A 23,028-nucleotide genomic window follows, 5' to 3' on the forward strand; every position below is an offset into this window, starting at 1 on the left:
ATTCGCGCATCAGTTTAGCGCAAAGCCGGGCAGGGCGGGTTTCGGGCTTCCGGCGAAAGGCCAGGTTCGGCGTCGGCGGAGGCGCTTTATAGAGCCTCGCCGGGGCGTCGCGCCATAAAATCCGCGTGGTGTCGCGCCCAGACTTTGAAATCCCGGATGAATTCCTTTTGCAGATCAGTGTTTTCGGAAAAATCTGCCAGTTCAGATAGATGGTGATAGCCGGTCAGGATGTCGATCCGCCGCCGGTCGAGCGTGCGATCGGTCAGGCTTTCGTATACCGCGACGATCCTCCCGGTGAGATCGGGCGAGATCATACCCGCGTAGATGAAATCCTGATGTAGCGGGCCGAAGCCGGAATCGGCGAAATCGTAGATGCCTCTCAGGCGCTGCTTCTTTCCGTCGAAGGCCATGTTCCAGCCATGGCCGTCAAAAAAACCGAAGATCATTCCGTATGGGTCTGGCGGGAGGGCCTTATAGGCCTCGATGACGGTCTTGGCCAAAGGGACAAGCTTGCCCGGCAGAAGCGGCAGGGCGCGCGCGCGCACCGCGTTCGGTCTATGCCATGGCGCAATCGGGCCGGCGCCGGCGGATCGCATCAGCTCCGGATCGAGGCTGTGCAATTCGGCATAAAAGCGCGCGAGATCTTTCCCGAGTCTCTCTCGCGCGGCCTCGGGCAGGTCGTCATAATCCTCCGTCTCGAGCTGCTGCCCTTTCAGCTTGAGATGGCTGGAGAAAAGCGGCGGCCCTTCGTGTAGCCGCAAATCGGGGACGGTAACCGAGAGAGCTGGCCGCACGATTGCGAGAATGCCCGCCTCACGCCGGAGAGATTCGCGCGCCGCCTTCTTGCGCGGAAATTTGAAGATCAGCTTTCGATCGACATCGACGGCGGCCGAATCCCAGCCATCGCCGATCAGTTTGAATTTTGCCGCGAAAAGGCTGGGGAAGTCGCGCAGGATCGCGACGCGGAATTTCTTGAGTTTTGTTTTGGCCATGGGCGTCTTCACAAAGCGGCCGGCTGCACCGCTTCCTCGTCAGAGACCACTCCTGATCGTGCTGCGAAGCAGCTCGCGATAGGGATAGCGATCGTAAGGAGCAATTGGCAAATCGGAGTATCGGAGCCGGTCGAGCGTCGCCATAAATTCTGTCGGGGCTTTATAAAGATAGACATCTTCATCGCGCAGTTCGGCAAATTCCGGAATATCGCTGCAGATCACGCGGCGGTGTGCCAGACGGCCCTCCACCACACAACGGCCAAATCCCTCGCGCAGCGAATGGACCCAGACGATATTGTGATTCTCATATTCGGCGACGACGTCTCCGTCGGAAAGCTGGCCGCAGAGCCGCAATTGGCCCGAGTTTATGAAATTGTCGAGAGCTGAAAGTCGCGGCGCATCTGTCGTTTTATGCAGCCCGAGAATCGACACGGGAAAGCCGCTCGCCAACACTTTCGGCAGATAATCGCGCACAACGGATTCGAGATCCTTGTTTGCGGTCGAGCCGGTGCACAGCAATATCGAGGCTTTGTCGCCGGGTGCCTGCGTCTCGCTCCTAAGAAGCCGTTCGAACGCATAGAATGTATTCGGCAGAATCGTAATTGGGCCATCGCCGAAACGGCCGCTTGCTCGCAATCTTTGCTGGCTCAGTTTCGAGATCGTGAAGACAGGCGAATTGCGCCATTTGAGCGCGCGATAGCAAGCGAGATAGTAGGATTTTGAAAGCGATGCCGGCCGGTTAAGTTGTTCCAGATCATGCACGACGATCCGTCCGCGCCGGGTAAATATATCGATCACTGCGATCGAATTATACGGGTATAGGGTCAGTTCCGCGCGTTGGAGAAATCCGATTGTCGGAACAATCACCTGTTCCACAAAGACCGCAAGCATATAGAACACATTGCGCGGCAAACGGCGGCAAATGCGCGGCGCGCGCACGATGCTGACGCGAAACCCTTCCGCCTTCAGGCCATCAATGAGATTGCGGACGTAAAGCGGCATGCCGCGATCCAGCACGCCCCCGATGAAATCGTTAATGAGGATATGCAAACCCGGTCCCTGGTCGCGCGGAAAAGCTCAGGACGCCTAACTTAAGCGGTTAATCTTGAGAAGTTTTTGAGGTAACTGCAGGAAAAGTCTTAATACGGCGGGTGCGAATAAAAAAGGCGCCCCAAAGGGCGCCTTTCGTTTGTCCGACTTGCTGCTTACAGCGAGTAATACATTTCGAATTCGACCGGATGCGGCGTCATTTCGTAACGCTGCACCTCGGCCATCTTCAGTTCGATATAGGAATCGATGAAGTCGTCGTCGAAGACGCCGCCGGCCTTGAGGAAGGCACGGTCCTTGTCGAGGTTCTGCAAGGCCTCGCGCAGGCTGCCGCAGACCGTCGGGATTTTCTTCAGTTCCTTCGGCGGCAGATCGTAGAGATCCTTATCCATCGCCGGACCGGGATCGATCTTGTTGGCGATGCCGTCGAGGCCAGCGAGCAGCAGCGAGGCGAAGGCGAGATAGGGATTGGCCATCGGATCGGGGAAGCGTGTCTCGACGCGCTTGGCCTTCGGGTTCGACGTATAGGGGATGCGGCAGGAGGCGGAACGGTTGCGCGCCGAATAGGCGAGCAGAACCGGCGCCTCAAAGCCCGGAACGAGACGCTTGTAGCTGTTCGTCGACGGATTGGTGAAGGCGTTCAGCGTCCGCGCATGGCGGATGATGCCGCCGATGTAATACAGACATTCGTCCGAGAGGTCGGCGTATTTATTGCCGGCGAACAGCGGCTTGCCGCCCTTCCAGATCGACTGATGCACATGCATGCCCGAGCCGTTGTCGCCGTAGACGGGCTTCGGCATGAAAGTCGCTGTCTTGCCATAGCTCTGCGCGACCTGATGAATACAATATTTATAGATTTGCAGATGGTCGGCCATTTGCGTCAGCGGGCCGAACTTGAGGCCGAGTTCGTGCTGCGCCGAGGCGACTTCGTGATGGTGCTTTTCGACCTTGGCGCCCATTGCTGCCATTGCGGCCAGCATTTCGCCGCGCATGTCCTGCGCCGAATCCTGCGGCGGCACCGGGAAATAACCGCCCTTCGTCCGCACGCGGTGGCCGAGGTTGCCGCCTTCGTATGGCGTGTCCGAGTTCGACGGAAATTCGATCGAATCGAGCTCAAAGCCAGTGTTGTAGGGCTCGGCGGCGAAACGCACGTCGTCGAACACGAAAAATTCCGCTTCCGGTCCGAAGTAGACCGTATCGCCAACGCCGGTCGTGGCGAGATAGGCCTCGGCCTTCTTGGCGATGCCGCGTGGATCGCGGTTATAGGGCTGGCCTGTCGTCGGCTCGAGAACATCGCAGACGATCGACAGAGTCGGAGCGGCGAAGAAGGGATCGACCGCCGCGGAGTTTGGATCGGGCAGGAGGCACATGTCCGATTCATTGATCGCCTTCCAGCCGGCGATCGACGAACCGTCGAACATCTGACCTTCGGTGAAAGTGTCAGCGCCGATCAGCGAAATGTCGAACGTCACATGCTGCCACTTGCCGCGCGGATCCGTGAAACGGAAATCCACATATTTAATATCCCGGTCTTTGATCAACTTCAGCACTTCATTGGCTGTCGTCATGTTACGCCCTCACAGGTGCTCAGCTCAGAGTTGGAAAGTCAGCTATCGAGATTACGACACGATGCGATCAAATCGCATCAAGCCCTTTTTCGCCGGTGCGGATGCGAACCGCACTCTCGATGTTGGAGACGAAAATCTTGCCGTCGCCGATGCGGCCGGTCAGCGCCGCTTTGCGGATCGCCTCGACCGCGAGGTCGACGATAGTATCGGGAAGCACCACTTCGATTTTTACCTTTGGCAGAAAATCGACAAAATATTCGGCGCCGCGATAAAGCTCGGTGTGGCCTTTCTGCCGGCCGAAGCCCTTGGCTTCGGTAACGGTGATACCGGAGACGCCGGCGTCGTGAAGCGCCTCCTTCACGTCATCCAGTTTGAATGGTTTGATGATCGCTTCGATCTTCTTCATTGAGGCCTTGCGTGTGCAAAGAGCTTAAACCGCGCGCCAGCGGCACGTCCGGCCTCATTAGCATCCCAATCGCCCAGCCGCCATGCAAAAAACGCGCAGATTTGCGCGGTTGGTTGACCGAAATGCTAAAAGAAAACCGGCAGGGGCGAGCCACTGCCGGTTTCCGATCTGTCGATTAATGCGACGCGTCGTTCAGTCGACGTGCTCCAGGATATCGGAGCGGACTTCTGTTTCCACTGCCGCGGCGGCAGGCTTGGCTACTGCCGTCAACGTCGCGCCGACGCCCGACCCGAGCAATTGAAGCGAGACTTCCTTGCCGTTTGTAAAGCGTACGCCGTCGCGATAGGCACCATGTTCAAGACGGGCGAAAACGACATCCTCCTCAGCCTTCACACCCAGGCGCGTTTGCAGATCGCCCGATATGTTCTCAAGCCTTAAATGTGTGTCGTATTGGACGCAGACGGCCGTCGTGCAATCGCCCGGCGCCGAAAGACCTACGCTGCCTGATGGGAAACGCGTCGTAACATATCTCTCGCTTTCGCGGGCGGGCCGAGAAGCATACATTTCAAGCGAATAGTCACACATAGCAGTCACTCCTGAGCTCTCGAAGGTTGATCTTTCCAAGCGAAGCCGGCCGCGTCTCACGGCGAGAAATTCGTTGGATTGTGCGATCAGGATTCCCCATGCGGGGGAGATCGGGGACGGACTAAAACCCGGTTCGATTCCTCAGGAGAGTTGCGGCCTTGCGCCGCGTGAAGGAACCAAACAACGCCCGACGACCATCGGGCGATCCCATGGGCAAGCATCAAAAACCATCAATGGTTTCAAATGACTCGCCGTAGCTGATGCATGGTAGCGCGACTGCGAAGTACGTCAAGTTCTTTGCGAATGACTTCACGAGATTGCGCTATGACGCTAACCGGAAGCGTTACAAAGCGTTCCCTGGCCGTGACAATCGATAGGCCGACTCATAATAAATCGGTGCACCGCAAAGCTCGCGGCGGGGCTGACCTAGCCCTTTTCGACGGGTGCATCGGGCCGGGCGCCCCATTCGCTCCATGAGCCGTCGTAGAGGCGCACGTCGTGCTTGCCGAGGGTCGCAAGACCAAGCAACAGGATCGCCGCCGTCACGCCCGAACCGCATGTCGTGAGCACCGGCCGCGAGAGATCGACGCCGGCCTTGGTGAATGCGGCTGCGACCTCTTGCGGCGATTTCATCTCGCCGTCTTCGACGAGGTCGCGCGAAGGCACGCTGAAGCTGCCGGGGATATGGCCCGAGCTCAGGCCCGGACGCGGCTCCGGCGTTTCGCCGCGAAAACGCGCGGCCGGGCGGGCATCGACGATCTCGCGCGAATGATCCTGCATGATCTTGCGTACGTCTTCGAATCCCGCAACGCCCGCCGCGTCGAAGGTGACGTTGAAAGTTTGCGGCGAGGGCCTAGCCTCGCCCTGTTCGAGCGGTCGGCCTTCGGCCTTCCATCGCGCCAGACCGCCCGCAAGGTGCTTCACGTCCTTCGCGCCATAAAGGCGCAAGGTCCACCAGACGCGTGCTCCGCCCTGAAAATTGCTGGTGTCATAGACAACGATCCGCGACATGTCGTTGATGCCCAACGCGCTGGCCGCCTTTGCGAAGGCTTCGGGAGTCGGCAGCATATGCGGCAGGTCTGTGCTGTGGTCGGCAATCTCGTCGATATCGAAGAACACAGTGCCGGGAATATGCCCGGCGCGATATTCTTCGCGCGCATTGCGGCCTTCGCTCGGCAGCAAGAACGTACCGTCGATGATCACGAGATCTGGTTCGCCAAGATGCGCGGCAAGCCATTCCGTCGAGACAAACAGATTATCGCTCATCGTCGGACTTTCTTTAGAGGTACGGCGGTTTGATCTCGACGTGGCGTTCGAGCCATGGCGGCACGGGAAGATGCTTCTCGCGGAGAAACTCTGGATTGTAGAGCTTCGAGAGATAGCGCGCACCGGAATCGGCGAGGATCGTGACGATCGTATGGCCCGGCCCGAGTTCTTTCGCGAGTCGCAATGCACCGACGACGTTGATCGCAGACGAACCGCCGAGCAGCAGACCTTCATGCGCAGCAAGGTCGAACAGAACGGGCAGGGCCTCCGTGTCAGTGATCTGATACGCGATGTCGACCGGCGCGTCTTCGAGATTGGCGGTGATGCGTCCCTGGCCGATGCCTTCGGTGATCGACGAGCCTTCTGATTTCAGAACGCCGTTGGTGTAATATTCGTAAAGCGCGGCGCCGAGCGGATCTGCCAGTGCAATCTTGATCTTCGGATTTTTAGCCTTCAGTGCGATTGCGACGCCGGCAAGCGTGCCGCCCGTTCCGACGGAGCAGACAAAGCCATCGATTTTGCCATCTGTATCTGCCCAGATTTCCGGGCCGGTTGTTTCGATATGGCCTTGCCGGTTTGCCACATTATCGAATTGATTGGCCCAAATCGCGCCCTGGATATGATCGTGCGCAAGCTTTTCAGCAAGGCGGCCGGAAAGTTTCACGTAATTGTTGGGATCAGAATAAGCGACGGCCGGGACTTCAATAAGTTCCGCGCCCTGCAAACGCAGCATGTCCTTCTTTTCCTGGCTCTGCGTGTCCGGAATCACGATCACGGTGCGATAGCCGAGCGCATTGGCGACGAGGGCGAGGCCAATGCCGGTGTTGCCGGCTGTTCCCTCGACAATCATGCCACCTGGCTTCAATGCGCCGCGCGCCTCGGCGTCACGGACGATCGCCAGCGCGGCGCGGTCCTTGATGGAACCGCCAGGATTCATAAACTCGGCTTTGCCGTAAATCTCGCAGCCGGTGGCCTTCGAGGCGTGCTGCAATTTGATCAGCGGCGTGTGGCCGATAGTCTCGATAATGTTTTTCCGGAGCGGCATATTTCCATTCCTGAGTAAATTCGTGGGCTATATAAAGGCTCGCGACGCGGGCTGTCGAGCCGCCGCGCCGACGTGTCGCCATCCCCCTTAGGTCGGAGAAGAATATGAGCGCCAGCCCGTATCGCGCGAAGCCTGGTGACGGAATTGCCTTTGTCAGCGGTGCCAGCTCCGGCGTCGGCCGCGCGTGCGTCCTGGAATTGGCACGTCGTGGCTACGTCGTCGCGGCGACCGCTCGGCGCGCCGAAGAATTACATCAACTTGCCGCGACATTGCCGGAGCAAATTTTTCCCTATCCTGGCGATGTAACCGATGCCGCCGGCATGAAAACTCTGCTGGCGCAGATCGAGAGCGATCACGGCCCGATCGCGCTTGCATTTCTCAACGCCGGCGTCTCGCTGCATGTTGAGCGCGAAGGCTTTGACGCGGCGGTTGTCGCAAAGACTTACGCGGTCAATATCAACGGAGTCGCGAACTGCCTCGATCCGCTGCTCATCGCGATGTCGCAAAGGCACCGCGGCCAGATCGCGCTGAACGCTTCGCTCGCGGGCTATAATGGCCTCCCGACGTCAGCGGCTTATGGCTCCTCCAAGGCGGCGCTGATTTACATGGGGGAGGCGCTAAACCTGAGGTACCGCGCCGCCGGCCTCACCATCCAGGTTGTCAATCATGGATTCGTTCGCACCGCGATGACGGATCAGGAAAAGGATTTCAGTCAGCCATTCAAGATTGAGCCGGAGGAGGCGGCGAAGCTCATCTGTGACGGATTTGAGCGCGGTGGCTTCGAGATCGCCTTCCCTTGGCAATTGGCGATCCTGCAAAAGCTTGTGCGGGCTTTACCCTACGCCGCCAAATTCAATTTTATCGATTACGGAATGAAGCGCGCCAAGCAGGGTTGAAAAGCAGATTTGAGTGGACGCGCGTTGCCGTCGAACCGGCGCCGCCGAATTGGAGGCCTCGCCCGGAATCGAACCGGGATAGAAGGATTTGCAGTCCTCTGCGTAACCACTCCGCCACGAGGCCGTCGCGACAGGTTCCCCCGTCCACGGTGCGTCGCTATAGCAAGGCGAGCCGCTGGCGGCAACTCGGCGTCGCGGAAAACCGTCTGTCAGGCTCATTCGAGCTTTGCAAGCGCCGCGCAGCTTGCTATATGCGCGCTTCCGTGATCCCTGATAGCTCAGCTGGTAGAGCAATCGACTGTTAATCGATCGGTCGCAGGTTCGAGTCCTGCTCAGGGAGCCACGCTTCCGTCACGCCACTCCACGCCGCCGGGCATCGTTTAGGTTACGTCGCTGCACCAGGCGTTGCGAAATGTTGCCAAATTGGCCCTGTCGTGACCTCTCGTGCGCCAACGCACAGGAGAAGTGAAGTCATCCACAGGTTCACCTAATTTCCCGCTTTTGCGGCAACCGCCGGATGCTATCCTCGTTCATAAGATGGAATTGATTCGTAGTAATTGCACCTGTTAGCAGTGCTTCAGGCGCGGGTGGGGAGCTGGTCCTTTGAGCAGCAGCGATTTACTGTCGGCGCATGCGGGCATAGGCAGCCAACTTGAACACGAGATCGACGACGCCACGGCGCAAGATCTTGGTCTGGTCGAAATTGCAGGCCGGATAAAATGGTTCGACGCTTCTAAAGGTTACGGCTTCATCGTTCCTGATAACGGCATGGCTGATGTGCTGTTGCATGTGACGACGCTGCGGCGTGACGGTTTTCAAACAGCGCACGAAGGAACTCGCATCGTCTGCGAAGCGGCGACCCGCTCGAAGGGCCTGCAGGTTTTGCGTATCGTTTCGATGGATGAATCGACGGCGGTTCATCCGGCGCAATTGCAAGCGCGCACGCATGTGCAAGTCGTACCCACAAGCGGTTACGAGATATGCGTGGTCAAATGGTTCAACCGCGTGCGGGGCTTTGGCTTCGTCTCGCGCGGCGACGGGACCGAGGACATCTTCGTCCATATGGAGACATTGCGGCGCTACGGAATCGCCGAGCTGAAGCCGGGGGATAGCCTTCTCGTCCGTTTCGGCGACGGCCCGAAGGGCCTGATGGCGGCCGAGGTGCGGCCGCTGGAAGCCGCCTTGCCTTCGTCGCACTGATCCGGCATGAGAAGCGCGGCCGCAAGCTGCGCAACCGGATCGCGATATGACGTTTTCCTCTTTTTGCCGATTTCTCACGTTTTCGTTCGCGTTGATGACCGGGTTCGCGGCGTTCGCGCAATCCGGCCGCAACGTGCTCTCAATTGCCACCGCGAGCGGGACGCACAATTTCAACGTCGACGTGATGCAATCCGAAGCAGACCTCGAAAAAGGCCTGATGTTTCGCAAGTCGATCCCGGCCGATTACGGCATGCTGTTCGACTTCAAGCATGAGCAGACTGTGATGATGTGGATGAAAAACACCTTCATCCCGCTCGATATGCTGTTCATGGACAAGACCGGGAAGGTCGTCGGCATCGTCGCCAATGCGGAGCCGATGTCGGAAAAGATTTTGACGGTTGGCAAGCCGACCGACGCCGTGCTCGAACTCCGGGGCGGGACGGCGGCACGCATCGATCTCAAGGTGGGCGACCAGGTGCGCGATCCGATTTTCGCGCCGTAAAGCGTTTTCGAGCGAAGTGGAAACCGGTTCGCGCGGAGAAAACGCCTTAAAACAAAAACCTGGAACCTTGAAACCGAAAGGGTCCAAGCTCCCGCCTTGTCGGCCCTCCAGCCGCATGGTAGCTGAACGCGGAGCGGACGGGGCGGGCTTATCGCTCTTCGGGGTATAGCGCAGCCTGGTAGCGCGGAAGTTTTGGGTACTTCAGGTCGCAGGTTCGAATCCTGCTGCCCCGACCATTAATTTCGAAGATCGGATGTTCGAGATGACCGCACGGATTTACCGCCCCAGCAAAACCGCGACGCAATCGGGCCGGGCGAAAAGCAAACGCTGGGTTCTGGAATTTCCGCCGGAATTCGCGCCACAGATCGATTCTCTCATGGGCTGGACGGGAACGCAGGATATGCGCCGGCAAGTCCGGCTCTGGTTCGGCACGCAGGAGGAGGCGGTCGCCTACGCCGAGAAGAACGGCATTGTCTTCCTGCTTGAGGAGCCGAAGCCGGCGACGCGGAAGATCCAATCCTATTCCGATAATTTTAAGCCGACGCGCTTAGGCCAGTGGACGCACTAAACCGGCGCGGCCGAGCGAATGGCGCCGGGCAGGACCCCGTAGCTCAGCTGGATAGAGCAGCCGCCTTCTAAGCGGCAGGTCGCAGGTTCGAGCCCTGCCGGGGTCGCCACACACCGCAAACTATTCACCATTCAATTACCATTTTCAAAACAATCGTCGCCACTAACTTGCAGCGGATGATCAAAATAGCGGCTTTTTGTCTGGCTTTAGCCAAGCCGATCGAGACAAAATAGCCTTTTCGAAGATGCCGCTGATTGATATGGTCCGGAAGTCGCATGGGTTTGAGCTCGGGGGGAGTTCGCGATGCAGATCCCCAATTCGCTCGGATTTGACGTCAGCGTTGTTCAAAATATTCCCGTTGTGCTTACGGCACTCGACGTTATTTGCGATACCACGGGAATGGGATTTGCTGTCGTCGCGCGTGTGACCGAAGACCGTTGGGTCGCCTGCCAAGTCCGCGACAGGATAAATTTCGGCATAGAGCCGGGCGACGAACTCGTGATCGAGACCACCATTTGCCGCGATATAAGACAGAGTGGGCGGCCAGTTGCGATCGACGAGGTTGCGACCGATCGCATTTATTCGCAGCACCCGACGCCGAAACTTTATGGCTTCCAGAGTTATATTTCAGTGCCGTTGCTGCTGCCGGACGGCAGCTTCTTCGGCACCCTATGCGCCGTCGATACAAAGCCTGCGCGCGTGAACACGCCGGGCGCCGTTGGCATGTTCAAGCTTTTCGCCGAATTGATCGGCTTTCACCTCGCTGATCGTTACCGCGATATGGCAGTATCCCCATCTTGCGATAACGCCGGGTCGGGTTAAAAATATCATGCGGCGCAAAAATGCCTTTCCCATTGCTGTCCGGGAATTCGTTTATCGGCACTTTGGAATCCGCGCGCGCCAGCGCAAAGTGCTGGCTGGCAACGCGACCGACACGAGCCTCGAGCATTATCTCAAATCTCATGTCTGTCTTAAGCCGTTCGAGAATCTCGAAACGACAAATCGCGGCCTCGCGCACGTCTGTTGCCCGGATTGGCTGCCGACACCGATCGCCAATATGGACGGCGATCTCTTAAGCCAATGGGCTGGCCCGATGGCGCAGCGCATTCGCAAGTCGATCGTTGATGGAACGTACGAACTCTGCAGCCGCCGCTATTGCGAGCACATCACCGATCGGCGGCTTCTGCACCGGGATCATCCCGAGGTCCGCAAAGTCCTCGCGGCTTTTGCCGGCGAAGCCGTTCCTGCGCCTAAGCGAGTGGCGCTGTCGCACGATCGCTCCTGCAACCTGTCCTGTCCGTCATGCCGCACAGGGCGGATCGTGGCGGGCAAGGCCGAACAGGACAAGCTCGACAGGGTTTTTGAGCAAAGCGCGCTTCCACTCCTGCGCAGCGCGAAGATTGTTTACATCACCGGCTCCGGCGATCCGTTCGGCAGCAATCATTTCCGGCGCGTGATCAAGCGTCTCAACCGCCGAGACTTTGGCCATCTTCGCTTCGATCTGCACAGCAACGGCCAATTGTTCGATGCACGCGCCTGGAAAGACCTCGATCTCTCCGGCCGTGTTCGCGACGTCGAAATTTCGATCGATGCTGCCGATCCGAAGACCTACGCGATCGTCCGCAGGGGTGGCACTTTCGCGCAATTGCGCAAAAACCTTGCCTTCATTGCGGGCCTTCGGCGCAGCGGCGAAATCCGTACGCTGACTTTTTCAATGGTCGTGCAAGCGTGCAATTTCACCGAGATGCCCGACTTCGTCCGGCTGGGCGAGGAATTCGCGGCAGACCGCGTATCTTTTCAAATGATCCGCAACTGGGGAACGTTCGGTAAAGCCGAATTCGAGGCGGAATTCATCGGCGATCCGGCGCACCCGCAACATAAGGCTCTCGTCGCGCTGCTCGAAGCGCCAGAGTTTTCGCATCCGATCGCGCGGGTTGGCAATATCCTTGGCTATACCCAGGCGTTGCCAGCTATGTCGCGTGACGTCGCGTTCGATGATGGTGCGGACGCGATGACCGACGCCATTCTTGAAGTCGATTGACGACAGACGAAACGACATAGAATTCATACGAACGCGGCGCCTGAGATCACTCAAGCGCCGCGCCGTCAAAGATCGAGTTTGGTCTGCAGAGCCTCTGGCTCAGTATTTCGCCACGACCGGGGCGGGCACCGACGGCGCCCAGTTGAACTTATAGACGAGGCCCACCGTCGCCGCCTGTTCCTGCGGACGGAAGTGGATCTCGCTCGCAGGAGCGCCGGCTCCCAACTCGCTAATTTCATGCGAACCATATTGCGCGTAGCGGTAATCCGCCCGCCAGAACCAGCCCGGCGCGAATTCCGATTCGACACCGCCGCCGACGAACCAGCCGTTCGCCGTAAAGCCGGGCGTGAAGATGCCCGTACCGGCGCCGCCGAAAGTATCGAGGTTGCTGCCGCCGAAGCGCGCCTGGGTGAAGCCGGCCTTGGTGTAGGTCAACACCGCCGGAGAGACGAGATAGCCAAGCCGGGCGCCGGCGCCCCAAGCCCATTGTTGCGAGATCGAGCCGACGAGGCCAAAGCCCTGATCTTGGATCGTGCCGCGCAGATTGGACGGATCGTAATCGCCAAAGACACCGCCAACGAACTTGTTGGTAAGCTGATAATCGTAGCCCGCGCCGACGGTCCCGAAGACGCCGCGGCCGCCGAAGCGTTGCGTATTGCAGATAATGCAATTGCCGGTCGCCGGGTTTTCCGTCGCGCCATTCGCGCTCCACAGGCCATAACCGATGCCGGCGTTAGCGTAGAAGCCGGTCCAGTTCGTTTGTGCCGGCGCCGGGCTGAAGCCGTCCGTCAACAGAGCGAACGACGGAATGCCGGGCGCGCTGAACGTTGGCCAGCCAAACTTGTAGACGATACCCGACGTGATCGATTGTTCCACCGGATGGAAGCGGATCGAATCTAACGCGCCGAGGGCGCCGGTGTCAGCAAGAGTATGGGCGCCATAATCCGCGTAGCGATATTCGGTACGGAAGAACCAGCCCGGCGCAAACATCGTCTCAAAGCCAGCGCCGACGAACCAGCCGCTGGCGGTCAAGCCCGGCGTGCCGTTACCGCTGAAGGCGGCACTTGTCGAATCAAGCAGCGTTGCGCCGGTGAAATGCGCCTGCGTGAAGCCCGCCTCGCCATAGGCGAGAAGATCCGGCGTGAAGAGATAGCCGAGGCGGCCGCCGGCCGCCCAGGACCAGCTCTGGTCTGTGTTGCCTGACAGGGCGAGGCCGCCGGGAGTCGTCTGAACAATGCCGGTCTGACGGCCAATGCTGTAATCCGCGAGCACGCCAGCGACGAAGCGATCGCTGAACTGATAATCAAAGCCGCCGCCAACCCGGCCAAGGAAGCCGCTGCCGCCGTTGACTTGATTGACGCTGGCGCTGGGGCTCGACGTATTGGCGTTCCATCCGCCGTAGCCGCCCTGCGCATCGAGATAAAGGCCCGTCCATGAAAAGGCCGGCGGCGGGGGCACAAAAGCAGGCGCTGACTTATAGGAGGGCAGATCGGCCGCAAAGGCGGACGCCGAAGTCAGCAGGGCGATAACGAAGCCCATTGGAAATACCGACTTACTCATTTTGCCCCCTTTGACGCACCGCAGCGCCACACCAACCGATTCGACTGAACGTGAAACCACCCTACCGCAACCGCGTCCTCCAACCTGTCACCCCCAAGACACGATCGGGGGATTTCGCCCCGCATACGACCGCCCGCATGGGTGCGCAATAAATTCGGATTGTCGTTAACGAAGATTCGTGGATGTGAATTTTCCAAGATATCCCGCGCGGTTGCGGCCGCTTTGAAATGTGGCAACCCGCTGAACTTCCATGATTTTAAGTCCGACGCGCGATCAACATTGTCGGCGTTGCCGCAATTTTGTCTGAATCTCTAGGCCCATTTGTCAGACTGTTTACCGCGTTCGGACGCTTCGCCGGCAAAACATTTAAAGTTTTAGCAAGGCGAGCGGTGCAACTTCGTCTCTGGGCGGCGAGGTCTAAATCGGCAGCGGAGTACGGGGGATTTGCGGTTGAAAAGCTTATCGTTCTGGTCGCGCTTCGTCTGTGACGAAGTGCGGTCCGACGTTCAAGGCCGGGCAGGTTGCAAACCGGTGTTGCTGGCGCCTCTGGCCGCGGCCGGATTTGCCGCTCTTGGCCTCGGTGGCTGCGCGCAGCAGCAGCAGGTTGCTCATTCCTCGGAATATTTTCCGCAGTCCGTTTATGGCGAAGCGAGCCCGCGCGTCGTGGCTGACGGCCAAGACGTCCCGCGCGGCGGCGGCAAATATCTCGTCGGCCATCCCTATATGGTCGCGGGTCGGATGTATTATCCGAGCGAGCGCAAGCACTATACCGCTGTCGGTTACGCCTCTTGGTACGGCGACGCGTTCCACGGCCGCCGTACGGCGAACGGCGAAATCTTCGATCGCAATTCGATTTCGGCTGCCCATCCGACGATGCCGCTACCGAGCTATGCGCGCGTCACCAATCTGCGCAATCATCATTCGATGATCGTCCGCGTCAACGACCGTGGTCCCTTTGCGCCGGGCCGCATTATGGACGTTTCGCGCCGCGTCGCTGATCTGCTCGATTTCCGCCGCACCGGTACGACGATGGTGAAGGTGGAATATGTCGGCCGCGCAAGCCTTGAGGGTTCGAACGACGAGAAGCTTGCCTCGACGTTGCGCATCGATGACCAGTCGGCGCCCGCCGCGCCGCCCAGCATGCTTGCTGACGCAGATGCCGACGCCCCCGTCCAGACCGCTTCCGCCGATCCCAACGACGTGCCGCAGACCTCCGCGGCAGCGCCCGACGGCGGTTCTGAAACGGCAGACGCATCGCCCAGCCACGTTTTCATCGGCACGGCGCCACTGCCGCCCTCGCGCCCCTACGATCTCGATACGATCCCGGGTGCGGACGTTCCGATCGCCTCACAGTAATCGTCTAAAGCAGGCGGCCGTCGCGTTGATTTCTGGCGACGGCGGACGCATCTTGCATCCATGCATGCTGCGGCGCGGAATTCCTCAGAGATTAGCATGGGTGGCGACGGAGCTTTGCGCATCCGGCTCGCGAGATTGCCGGCACTGGTCCTTGCCGCGTTCGCGCTGACTCTGCTGGCTGTCACGCCGGGGCGAACAGAGCAGCCGTTCAGCACAAGTGTCCCCTCCGCAATCCTGATCGATGCTGATTCTGGGGCCGTCCTGTTCGAGAAGAACGCTGACAGCCCACAGATCCCGGCCTCGACCGCCAAAATCATGACGTTGGAGCTGATATTCGAGGCTCTGGGCAACGGCCATCTGAAGCTGACGGATACATTGAATGTCAGCGAAAATGCCTGGCGGACGGGCGGCGCGATGGCGCGAGGCTCGACCATGTTCGCGGCTCTCCACAGCAATGTCAGCATCGAAGATCTGATCCGCGGCATTGCCGTCGTGTCCGCCAACGATGCGTCGATCGTGCTTGCTGAAGGCACCGCTGGCTCGGAAGGCGCGTTCGCAACGCGGATGACCGAGCGCGCGCATGAGCTCGGCTTGGCGCACTCGACCTTCACAAATCCCTGGGGACAGGACGATCCTGATCAACGGACAACGGCGCGAGATATGGCGACGCTCGCGGCTTACATGATCGGCACCTACCCGCAATATTATCATTACTTCGCGGAGAAGGATTTCACCTGGAACAAGATCAAGCAACCAAATCGCAATCCGCTGCTGGAAATGGACCTTGGCGCGGACGGCTTGAAGACCGGAAATATCGGCGATAGCGGCTATGGCATCATTGCCTCGGCGGTCCAGAATGGACAGCGGCTTATCCTCGCGATCTACGGCGCCAAGACCGCGAAGGAGCGCGAGACCGAAGCCGCACGGATTTTCCAATGGGGCTTTCGGTCTTTTGCAGCGAAGACGCTGTTCAAGGCAGGAGAGGTCATCGGCTATGCCGATGTCTATGGCGGCAGCACCGGTTATGTGCCACTCGTTTCCGAGAAGCCGGTGCGGCTCCTCATCCCGCGCGAGTCGGACGAAAAGCTGCGCGGCCAGATCGTATATACAGGGCCGCTTGTTGCGCCCGTTGCGAGCGGCCGCGAAATCGCGCAATTGCGGGTTTTCCGCGGTGCCAGCGAGATTTTGGATACGCCTTTGAAGACGGCGGCAAATGTCGGCGTTGGCTCGTTGCAGCGGCGCGCGATGGATGCGGGAATTGAATATACCGAAGAGATATTCCGCAAATACGTTTTGAAAAAATGACCCTGGACATTCTGCACCCGGCCGTGCGCAAACGCGGCACGTTCATCACGTTGGAAGGCGGCGAGGGCGTCGGCAAGTCGACGCAAATGCGCCACCTGATCGCGCGGCTGCAGTCGCGCGGCATTGAGGCAATTTCGACGCGTGAGCCAGGCGGTTCACCGGGCGCCGAGATTCTGCGCGATCTTTTGCTATCAGGCATGATCAAGGACCTTGGTCCGAAGGCCGAGGCGATCATCTTCGCGGCCGCGCGGATCGACCATATCGACCATACGATCGCGCCGGCGCTTGCGGCCAACAAATGGGTCGTCTGCGACCGCTTCGCCGATTCGACGCGCGCCTATCAAGGCGCGCTCGGTGGCCTCGATCTGGGCTTTCTGCGCGCGCTCGAGCGCGTGACCGTCGGCGACACGCGCCCCGATCTGACGCTGATCTTCGATCTGCCGCCCGAGATCGGATTGGCACGGGCCGCCGCGCGGCGTGGCACGGGGCAGGCGTCCGACCGGTTTGAAGGCGAAGGGCTCGCCTTCCACGAAGCTTTGCGCAAGGCCTATCTCGCAATCGCCGCCGCGGAACCCGAGCGATGCGTCCTCGTGGATGCGGACCACAGTGAAGAGGAAGTTGCGCAGGCGATCTGGGATACGGTCAGCTACAGGCTGTTCGAATCCCAGCCCGAGCCCGAATCCGAGGCTCTGAATGGCGCGTAAGCCGCTGCTCGAAGCTGCGCCTGAAGCCGACCGCATCGAGGCGACACCACACCCGCGCGAAACTCTGGATTTTTTCGGCCACCACGACGCGGAGCAGGGCCTGCTTAACGCCTACCGCGCCGGCCGTCTGGCGCAGGCCTATGCCATTGGCGGCCAGCCGGGCATCGGCAAGGCGACGCTCGCCTGGCGCCTTGCCCGCTTCCTGCTTGCCCATCCGGACCCAACGGCCCGAGAGGTTCAGCAGGCCGATGATCTGAGCATCAACGCGGATGATCCGGTTATGCATAAGATCGCCGCGCTTTCGCACGGCGATGTCGTCCTGCTGCGGCGAGAGTGGAACGAAAAATCGAAACGCCATTACACCGAGATCCGCGTCGATGATGTCCGCCAGGCGTCGCATCTGTTTCGCTCCGCCTCTGCGGCGGGGGGCTATCGCATCTGCATTGTCGATTCTGCCGACGATCTGAATAATTCGGCCGCCAATGCGCTTCTGAAGCTCGTCGAGGAACCGCCGCCGCGCTCGCTCTTTCTCATCGTGTCGCATCGTCCAGCGCTGCTGCTGCCGACCTTACGCTCGCGCTCGCAGATGCTGATGCTGCGGCCGCTCGAAACCGAAGAGATTTTGCGCGTCATCGAATCGCTCGGTGAACCCTGGACGGACGCCGACGACACCGAACGCCGGACTGCGGCCGAACGCGCGCATGGCTCCGTCGGGACGGCGCTGAGCCTTCTCGCCGATGAAGGGATCGCGCTCGATAATCAAGTTCGGGCATTACTCGGCGCGTTGCCGGCGCTCGATTGGCGCGCGGTTCACGCGCTGGCCGACCGGATCACAGGCCGCGATCAGACGGCTGATTGCGACCGGGTCATGACCGCCGTCGTCGATTGGATCGACGAGAGGCTGCGTGCTGAGGCGTCGTCCGGGGCGGCTCGCCTTGCACCCTTGGCAGAGGTGTGGGAAAAAGCCGCCGACGCGGCGCGGGAAGCCGAGGCTCTCAATCTCGACAAGCGGCCCGTCATCCTGTCGATTTTTGCCGAACTCGCGGCGGCCAGGGCGCTTTCCGCCTAGGCCCCGTCGAAGCATGGCGAGAGTGGGATGCGAGAAAGTGGATACCGGTTTTTCGCGAGAATCCCACTCCAAATTATTAAAATCGATCACGTTTATTATTTCGGATCGCGTCGATCCGAAATCATCGTGATCTAATGAGTGAGCATGGCTGAGCGCCCAACCTTCTACATCACGACTGCGATCCCTTACGCCAATGGCGCGCCGCACATCGGCCACGCCTACGAGCGTATCGCGACCGACGCCATCCAGCGCTTCAAGCGTCTCGATGGTGAGGACGTCCTGTTCTGCACCGGCATGGACGAACACGGGCAGAAGATGCAGCAGACGGCGGCGCGCGAAGGCATCACACCGCTTCAGCTTGCCGACCGCACGGCGGCGCAATTCGCGGCAATGGGCGCAGCGCTCAATGCCGAGGCCGATGTCATCGTGCGGACGACCAGCGCGGCGCATCGTGAGGCTGCGCAGGACATCTGGCGCCGCATGGCCGCCAATGGCGATATCTACATCTCAAAATATCCCGGCTGGTATTCGGTCCGCGACGAAGCCTTTTTCGACGAATCCGAACTCACCAAAGGGGAGGGCGGCAAATATTTGGCGCCGAGCGGCGCGCCGGTCGAATGGGTTGAGGAAGAGAGCTATTACTTCAAGCTTTCCGCCTACCAGAAGCGGCTGCTCGCGCATTATCGCGACAATCCGAACTTCATCGTGCCGGAGACCTATCGCAACGAAATCGTCGCCTTTGTCGAACGCGGCCTGACCGATCTCTCGATCAGCCGTTCGACCTTCAACTGGGGCATTCCCGTGCCCGGCGATCCGAAGCATGTGATGTATGTCTGGGTCGATGCGTTGACAAATTACATCACGGGCACCGGCTATCCCTGGCAACAGGACACGTCGCGGAAAAAGTTCTGGCCGGCTGACGCACATGTCATCGGCAAGGACATCACCCGCTTTCACGCGATTTATTGGCCGGCTTTCCTGATGTCGGCCGGGATCGACGTGCCGAAGCAGATCGTCGTGCACGGCTTTCTGTTCAACCGCGGCGAGAAAATGTCGAAGTCTGTCGGCAATGTCATCAGCCCGGCCGATCTTATCGCGACCTATGGCGTCGATCCGTTGCGCTATTTCTTCCTGCGCGAAGTGCCGTTCGGCCAGGACGGCAATTATTCGCATGAATCGATCGTCAACCGCATCAACGCCGACCTCGCAAACGATCTCGGCAATCTGGCGCAGCGCTCACTGTCGATGATCGGCAAGAATTTCGGTGGCAAGCTGCCGGTGCTGGGCGCTTTCACTGAGGCAGACAAAGCGATCCTCGATTCGGCCGACGCGCTTTTGGGGAAGGCCCGCGAGGCGATGAAAGGCTTTGCGCTGCATACGATTCTTGCCGATATCTGGCGCGTCGTCGGCGATGCCAATCGCTATTTTGCCTCGGAAGAGCCCTGGACGAAAAAGAAGACCGATCCCGAACGGATGGGCACGATCCTTTACGTCACAGCACAGGTGCTGAGGATCGTTGCCATCCTCGCGCAGCCTTTCACGCCGCAGGGAGCCGAGCGGCTGCTCGATCTGCTCGCCGTGGCGCCGGAGCACCGCGGTTTCGTCTTTGCGCAACAAGCCGACAAGGATCCGCCTGGCCGCACGCTGCCTGAACCTTCGCCGGTCTTCCCGCGTTATGTCGAAGAACCAGCCCAGCCATGATGTTGATCGACTCGCATTGTCATCTCGATTTTCCTGACTTTGCCGCCGAGCGCGACAATGTCGTCGCACGCGCGCGGGCCGCGGGCGTCAAGCGCATGATCACCATTTCGACGCTGGTTTCGAAGTTCGCCGAAATCCGTGCGCTGGCCGAAACCTATGACGACGTCTATTGCACGGTCGGCACGCATCCGATGAATGCCAATGCCGAACAGGTTTCGGTCGAAGACCTCGTCGCGCTGGCGCAATATGAAAAATGCGTTGGCATCGGCGAAGCCGGGCTCGATTATCATTACGACGACACGCCGCGCGACCTCGCCGCGCAAGTTTTTCGCACGCATATCACCGCCGCGCGCGAGACCGGACTGCCGCTCATCATCCACGCGCGCGATGCCGACGCGGACATGGCCGCGATCCTAGAAGACGAAATGGGGAAGGGGCCGTTCAAGGCGGTCCTGCACTGCTTCACGTCGACCCGCACACTCGCCGAAACCGGTCTCGCGCTTGGGCTCTACGTGTCCTTTTCCGGCATCGTGACGTTCAAGAATTCGGACGAATTGCGCGCCATCGCCGGTGACGTGCCGGACGATCGTCTGCTCGTCGAAACCGACGCACCATTCCTTGCGCCCGTCCCTTATCGCGGCAAGCGTAACGAGCCGGCGTATGTCGCGGAAACCGCGAAAGTCATAGCCGGGGTTAGAGGCGTTACGCCGGCGGAGCTCGGTGCTCTGACCAGCGCCAATGTTCTGCGGCTGTTTTCAAAAATGCCGGCGCTCGCCGCCGCATCTGCCGCATGAGCCTGACGGTGACGATCCTCGGCTGCGGCTCGTCCGCCGGCGTTCCGCGCGTTGGGCAAGGCTGGGGCGCCTGCGATCCGAACAATCCGAAAAATCGCCGGCGCCGCTGCGCACTTTTTGTCGAGCAGACAAACGCCGAAGGCGCCAAAACGCAGGTCCTGATCGACATGGGACCGGATTTGCGCGCCCAATTGCTCGACCTCGGCGTTGATCGATTGGACGCCATTCTGCTCACTCATTCGCACGCCGACCATACGCACGGGATCGATGAAATCCGCCCGCTTGTCATCATGCACAAGCAACGCATCGATCTTCACATGGATGCCGAGACGTCCGCCGTCGTGCGCCGCCATTTTGGCTATATTTTCGAGACGCCGACCGGCAGTTATTATCCGCCGCTGCTAAATGACCTGCGGCTGACGCCCGGTGAAAGTGTGACGATCGCCGGTCCGGGCGGCGACATCACGTTTTTGCCGTTCCGGCTACATCATGGCGAGATCGATGCGCTCGGCTTTCGAATCGGCGATTTTGCCTATTCGCCGGATTTGAACGCCATACCGGCCGAAAGCGAAGACCACCTACATGGCCTGAAGATCTGGCTCGTCGATGCCTTGCGTTACAAGCCGCATCCGAGCCATTTCTCGGTGGCCGAGGCACTTGGTTGGATCGAGAAGCTAAAGCCGCAGCGCGCAATCCTCACGAACCTGCATACCGATCTCGACTTCGAGCAATTGCAGGCCAAACTGCCGCCGCATGTCGAGCCAGCCTTCGACGGGATGCGGATAGAGCTCTTGTGATGTCTAATTTTGACCGCACCGCACTCGTGGCGGCCACAATTTCTAGTTCCATAATATTGATTATGCGAATCACAGCTGTAGGCGCAATATAGAGATGACACCCCTGTGCAAGGTTCAAATGGCACTAGGCCGTCCATCAGGGTTGGCGGAGGTTGTGCCGGATGGCGGTGGTGTCGATGACCGGTCGAGAGTTTTCTCGTCTCGATGTTTTGCTGGATTTGAGAGCGGGCCGGATCTCGGCTGAGGATGCCGGCGCCATGATGGGGCTGCGGCGGCGCCAGGTTTTCCGCATTCTGGCGGGGTTTCGGAAGGATGGCGCAAGGAGTCTGGTCTCGAAGCGCCGCGGGAAGCCGAGCAATAATCGCTTGCCTACAGAGGTCCGTGATCTCGTCATGGCGGTCGTCACGGAGCGCTATGCCGACTTTGGGCCGACTTTGGCGGCCGAGAAGCTCTCAGAGCAGCACGGCTACAGGGTGTCTCGTGAGACCCTGCGTAAATGGATGATCGAAGACGGTCTGTGGCTTCGCCGCAAGGATCGGCGGAAGATTGTTCACCAGCCGCGGCACCGGCGTGATTGCCTCGGCGAGCTGGTTCAGATCGATGGGTGCGAGCATTGGTGGTTCGAAGAACGCGGGCCGCAATGCACCCTGCTCGTCTTTGTGGACGATGCCACGAGCCGGATCATGCAACTGAAGTTTGTGGCGAGCGAGAGCGCGTTTGCCTATTTCCAGGCGACTCGTGAGTATCTTGAGCGCCATGGGAAGCCGACCGCGTTCTACAGCGATAAGCATTCCGTGTTTCGGGTGTCGAAGACGCACGCCGCCGGCGGCGATGGCATGACGCAGTTCGGCCGGGCTTTGCACGAGTTGAACATCGATATTCTTTGCGCGAACTCGTCGCAGGCAAAGGGCCGAGTCGAGCGGGCTCATCAGACGCTGCAGGACCGCCTGGTGAAAGAGCTTCGATTGGCCCGCATCAGCGATATTGACGCTGCCAACGCCTTCCTGGACTGGTTTACAGCTGACTATAATGCCCGCTTTGGCAAGCTGCCACGCAACGACAAAAACCTTCATCGGCCGTTGGGTCCCGCGGATGACCTGGACGGCAGCTTTGCCTGGCGTGAGGAACGAACGGTCACTTTCAATCTGACGGTTCAATATGATCGTGTGATGTTTCTTCTGGAGCCAAACGAGGTTACGCGAGGGCTCGCGCGCAAGCGTGTCTGGATCTATGACTTCCCGGATGGGCGTGTTGAGGTTCGCCACAACGGCAAGTCCCTGCCCTATACGACGTTTGATCGTGTTGCGAGGATTGATCAAGGGCCGATCGTCGAGAACAAGCGGTTGAGTGAAGCCCTCAATATTTGCCGGGAGCTTCAAGCAAATATACCGCTAAAGACGCGTAGCCGTAGCGCGCCGAGGCGCAGCGGCCAGACGAACCATATGTTCGTGCCGGCGGAGGCAAAAGAGCCGGTCGTACCGAAAGTCGGGAGTCCGATCGGGCCGATCGGCGCCGGCGGGCGTCTTGATGCAGCAATGGCATTGGCTCAACAGATAGCGGCAAAACATTCCGCACAGGGCAAGCGACCACTGCAGGACCGGAGACTTTCGTCGTCTGAATAAGTGG

21 protein-coding genes, 4 tRNA genes and 1 pseudogene are annotated in these 23,028 nt (G+C 59.7%); 17 read left to right on the top strand and 9 right to left on the bottom strand.

Features of this window, described 5'->3' with window-relative positions:
- Positions 1-86: 86 nt before the first annotated feature.
- The 7 genes from WDN02_RS15000 to WDN02_RS15030 form a co-directional block, all read right to left on the bottom strand.
- Positions 87-992 carry an aminoglycoside phosphotransferase family protein gene (locus WDN02_RS15000; protein WP_337294255.1) on the bottom strand — a complete coding sequence of 302 codons (906 nt, stop codon included), beginning with the start codon at positions 990-992 and terminating at the stop codon, positions 87-89.
- Positions 993-1,031: 39 nt separating this feature from the next.
- A complete protein-coding gene (locus WDN02_RS15005; protein WP_337294256.1) occupies positions 1,032-2,042 on the bottom strand; it encodes a hypothetical protein in 1,011 nt (336 codons plus the stop codon).
- Positions 2,043-2,197: 155 nt separating this feature from the next.
- Entirely contained in the window at positions 2,198-3,607 is a 1,410-nt protein-coding gene (glnA, locus tag WDN02_RS15010; protein WP_337294257.1) for a type I glutamate--ammonia ligase, read from the bottom strand.
- A 67-nt stretch (positions 3,608-3,674) separates the two neighbouring features.
- Positions 3,675-4,013 carry a P-II family nitrogen regulator gene (locus tag WDN02_RS15015; RefSeq protein ID WP_337294258.1) on the bottom strand — a complete coding sequence of 113 codons (339 nt, stop codon included), beginning with the start codon at positions 4,011-4,013 and terminating at the stop codon, positions 3,675-3,677.
- A 192-nt stretch (positions 4,014-4,205) separates the two neighbouring features.
- Positions 4,206-4,598, bottom strand: coding sequence for a hypothetical protein (locus WDN02_RS15020; protein WP_337294259.1), 393 nt, complete (start codon positions 4,596-4,598; stop codon positions 4,206-4,208).
- A 426-nt stretch (positions 4,599-5,024) separates the two neighbouring features.
- The gene (sseA, locus tag WDN02_RS15025) at positions 5,025-5,864 is read right to left on the bottom strand and encodes a 3-mercaptopyruvate sulfurtransferase (RefSeq protein ID WP_337294260.1); all 840 of its coding nucleotides are present in this window, start codon (positions 5,862-5,864) and stop codon (positions 5,025-5,027) included.
- A gap of 13 nt (positions 5,865-5,877) precedes the next feature.
- Positions 5,878-6,909, bottom strand: coding sequence for a cysteine synthase A (locus tag WDN02_RS15030; RefSeq protein WP_337294261.1), 1,032 nt, complete (start codon positions 6,907-6,909; stop codon positions 5,878-5,880).
- A gap of 104 nt (positions 6,910-7,013) precedes the next feature.
- On the opposite strand from WDN02_RS15030, the gene WDN02_RS15035 reads away from it, so the two are divergent.
- On the top strand, positions 7,014-7,805 hold the full coding sequence (locus WDN02_RS15035) for an SDR family NAD(P)-dependent oxidoreductase (protein WP_337294262.1): 792 nt from the start codon (positions 7,014-7,016) through the stop codon (positions 7,803-7,805).
- A 50-nt stretch (positions 7,806-7,855) separates the two neighbouring features.
- Here WDN02_RS15035 and WDN02_RS15040 read toward each other — a convergent pair.
- A tRNA-Cys gene (locus WDN02_RS15040) sits at positions 7,856-7,929 on the bottom strand.
- Between the two features lie 143 nt (positions 7,930-8,072).
- Here WDN02_RS15040 and WDN02_RS15045 point away from each other — a divergent pair.
- The 8 genes from WDN02_RS15045 to WDN02_RS15080 all read left to right on the top strand — a co-directional run bounded on the left by WDN02_RS15045 (position 8,073) and on the right by WDN02_RS15080 (position 12,116).
- Positions 8,073-8,148 (top strand) — tRNA-Asn (locus WDN02_RS15045).
- 296 nt (positions 8,149-8,444) lie between these two features.
- The gene (locus WDN02_RS15050) at positions 8,445-9,005 is read left to right on the top strand and encodes a cold-shock protein (RefSeq protein ID WP_337294957.1); all 561 of its coding nucleotides are present in this window, start codon (positions 8,445-8,447) and stop codon (positions 9,003-9,005) included.
- Between the two features lie 46 nt (positions 9,006-9,051).
- Positions 9,052-9,507 (top strand): DUF192 domain-containing protein, encoded by a 456-nt coding sequence (locus WDN02_RS15055; protein WP_337294263.1) that lies wholly within the window; start codon positions 9,052-9,054, stop codon positions 9,505-9,507.
- Positions 9,508-9,666: 159 nt separating this feature from the next.
- A tRNA-Pro gene (locus WDN02_RS15060) sits at positions 9,667-9,743 on the top strand.
- 26 nt (positions 9,744-9,769) lie between these two features.
- A complete protein-coding gene (locus WDN02_RS15065; RefSeq protein ID WP_337294264.1) occupies positions 9,770-10,075 on the top strand; it encodes an ETC complex I subunit in 306 nt (101 codons plus the stop codon).
- Positions 10,076-10,107: 32 nt separating this feature from the next.
- Positions 10,108-10,184: transfer RNA gene (locus WDN02_RS15070), tRNA-Arg, on the top strand.
- Positions 10,185-10,378: 194 nt separating this feature from the next.
- Positions 10,379-10,897: a GAF domain-containing protein gene (locus tag WDN02_RS15075; RefSeq protein WP_337294265.1), complete on the top strand. Its 519-nt coding sequence runs from the start codon at positions 10,379-10,381 to the stop codon at positions 10,895-10,897.
- A 7-nt stretch (positions 10,898-10,904) separates the two neighbouring features.
- Positions 10,905-12,116, top strand: a complete 1,212-nt coding sequence (locus WDN02_RS15080; RefSeq protein ID WP_337294266.1) for a radical SAM/SPASM domain-containing protein — start codon at positions 10,905-10,907, stop codon at positions 12,114-12,116.
- A 99-nt stretch (positions 12,117-12,215) separates the two neighbouring features.
- On the opposite strand, the gene WDN02_RS15085 is transcribed toward WDN02_RS15080, so the two are convergent.
- Positions 12,216-13,676, bottom strand: coding sequence for an outer membrane beta-barrel protein (locus WDN02_RS15085; protein WP_337294267.1), 1,461 nt, complete (start codon positions 13,674-13,676; stop codon positions 12,216-12,218).
- Between the two features lie 450 nt (positions 13,677-14,126).
- On the opposite strand from WDN02_RS15085, the gene WDN02_RS15090 reads away from it, so the two are divergent.
- The 8 genes and pseudogenes from WDN02_RS15090 to WDN02_RS15125 all read left to right on the top strand — a co-directional run.
- Positions 14,127-15,032 carry a septal ring lytic transglycosylase RlpA family protein gene (locus WDN02_RS15090; protein WP_337294268.1) on the top strand — a complete coding sequence of 302 codons (906 nt, stop codon included), beginning with the start codon at positions 14,127-14,129 and terminating at the stop codon, positions 15,030-15,032.
- 96 nt (positions 15,033-15,128) lie between these two features.
- On the top strand, positions 15,129-16,337 hold the full coding sequence (locus WDN02_RS15095; protein ID WP_337294269.1) for a D-alanyl-D-alanine carboxypeptidase family protein: 1,209 nt from the start codon (positions 15,129-15,131) through the stop codon (positions 16,335-16,337).
- Positions 16,334-17,041, top strand: coding sequence for a dTMP kinase (gene tmk, locus WDN02_RS15100; RefSeq protein ID WP_337294270.1), 708 nt, complete (start codon positions 16,334-16,336; stop codon positions 17,039-17,041). The genes WDN02_RS15095 and tmk overlap by 4 nt, the downstream gene beginning before the upstream one ends.
- The gene (locus WDN02_RS15105; protein ID WP_337294271.1) at positions 17,031-18,110 is read left to right on the top strand and encodes a DNA polymerase III subunit delta'; all 1,080 of its coding nucleotides are present in this window, start codon (positions 17,031-17,033) and stop codon (positions 18,108-18,110) included. The genes tmk and WDN02_RS15105 overlap by 11 nt, the downstream gene beginning before the upstream one ends.
- A gap of 144 nt (positions 18,111-18,254) precedes the next feature.
- Positions 18,255-19,811: a methionine--tRNA ligase gene (gene metG, locus WDN02_RS15110; RefSeq protein ID WP_337294272.1), complete on the top strand. Its 1,557-nt coding sequence runs from the start codon at positions 18,255-18,257 to the stop codon at positions 19,809-19,811.
- Positions 19,811-20,605, top strand: coding sequence for a TatD family hydrolase (locus tag WDN02_RS15115; protein ID WP_337294958.1), 795 nt, complete (start codon positions 19,811-19,813; stop codon positions 20,603-20,605). The genes metG and WDN02_RS15115 overlap by 1 nt, the downstream gene beginning before the upstream one ends.
- Positions 20,602-21,402, top strand: a complete 801-nt coding sequence (locus WDN02_RS15120) for an MBL fold metallo-hydrolase (protein ID WP_337294273.1) — start codon at positions 20,602-20,604, stop codon at positions 21,400-21,402. The genes WDN02_RS15115 and WDN02_RS15120 overlap by 4 nt, the downstream gene beginning before the upstream one ends.
- Positions 21,403-21,563: 161 nt before the next feature.
- Positions 21,564-22,850 (top strand): annotated as a pseudogene (locus WDN02_RS15125) (ISNCY family transposase); the annotation flags it as partial.
- Between the last annotated feature and the right edge of the window lie 178 nt (positions 22,851-23,028).

Source organism: Methylovirgula sp., assembly GCF_037200945.1.
In the GTDB taxonomy this organism is placed as follows: domain Bacteria; phylum Pseudomonadota; class Alphaproteobacteria; order Rhizobiales; family Beijerinckiaceae; genus Methylovirgula.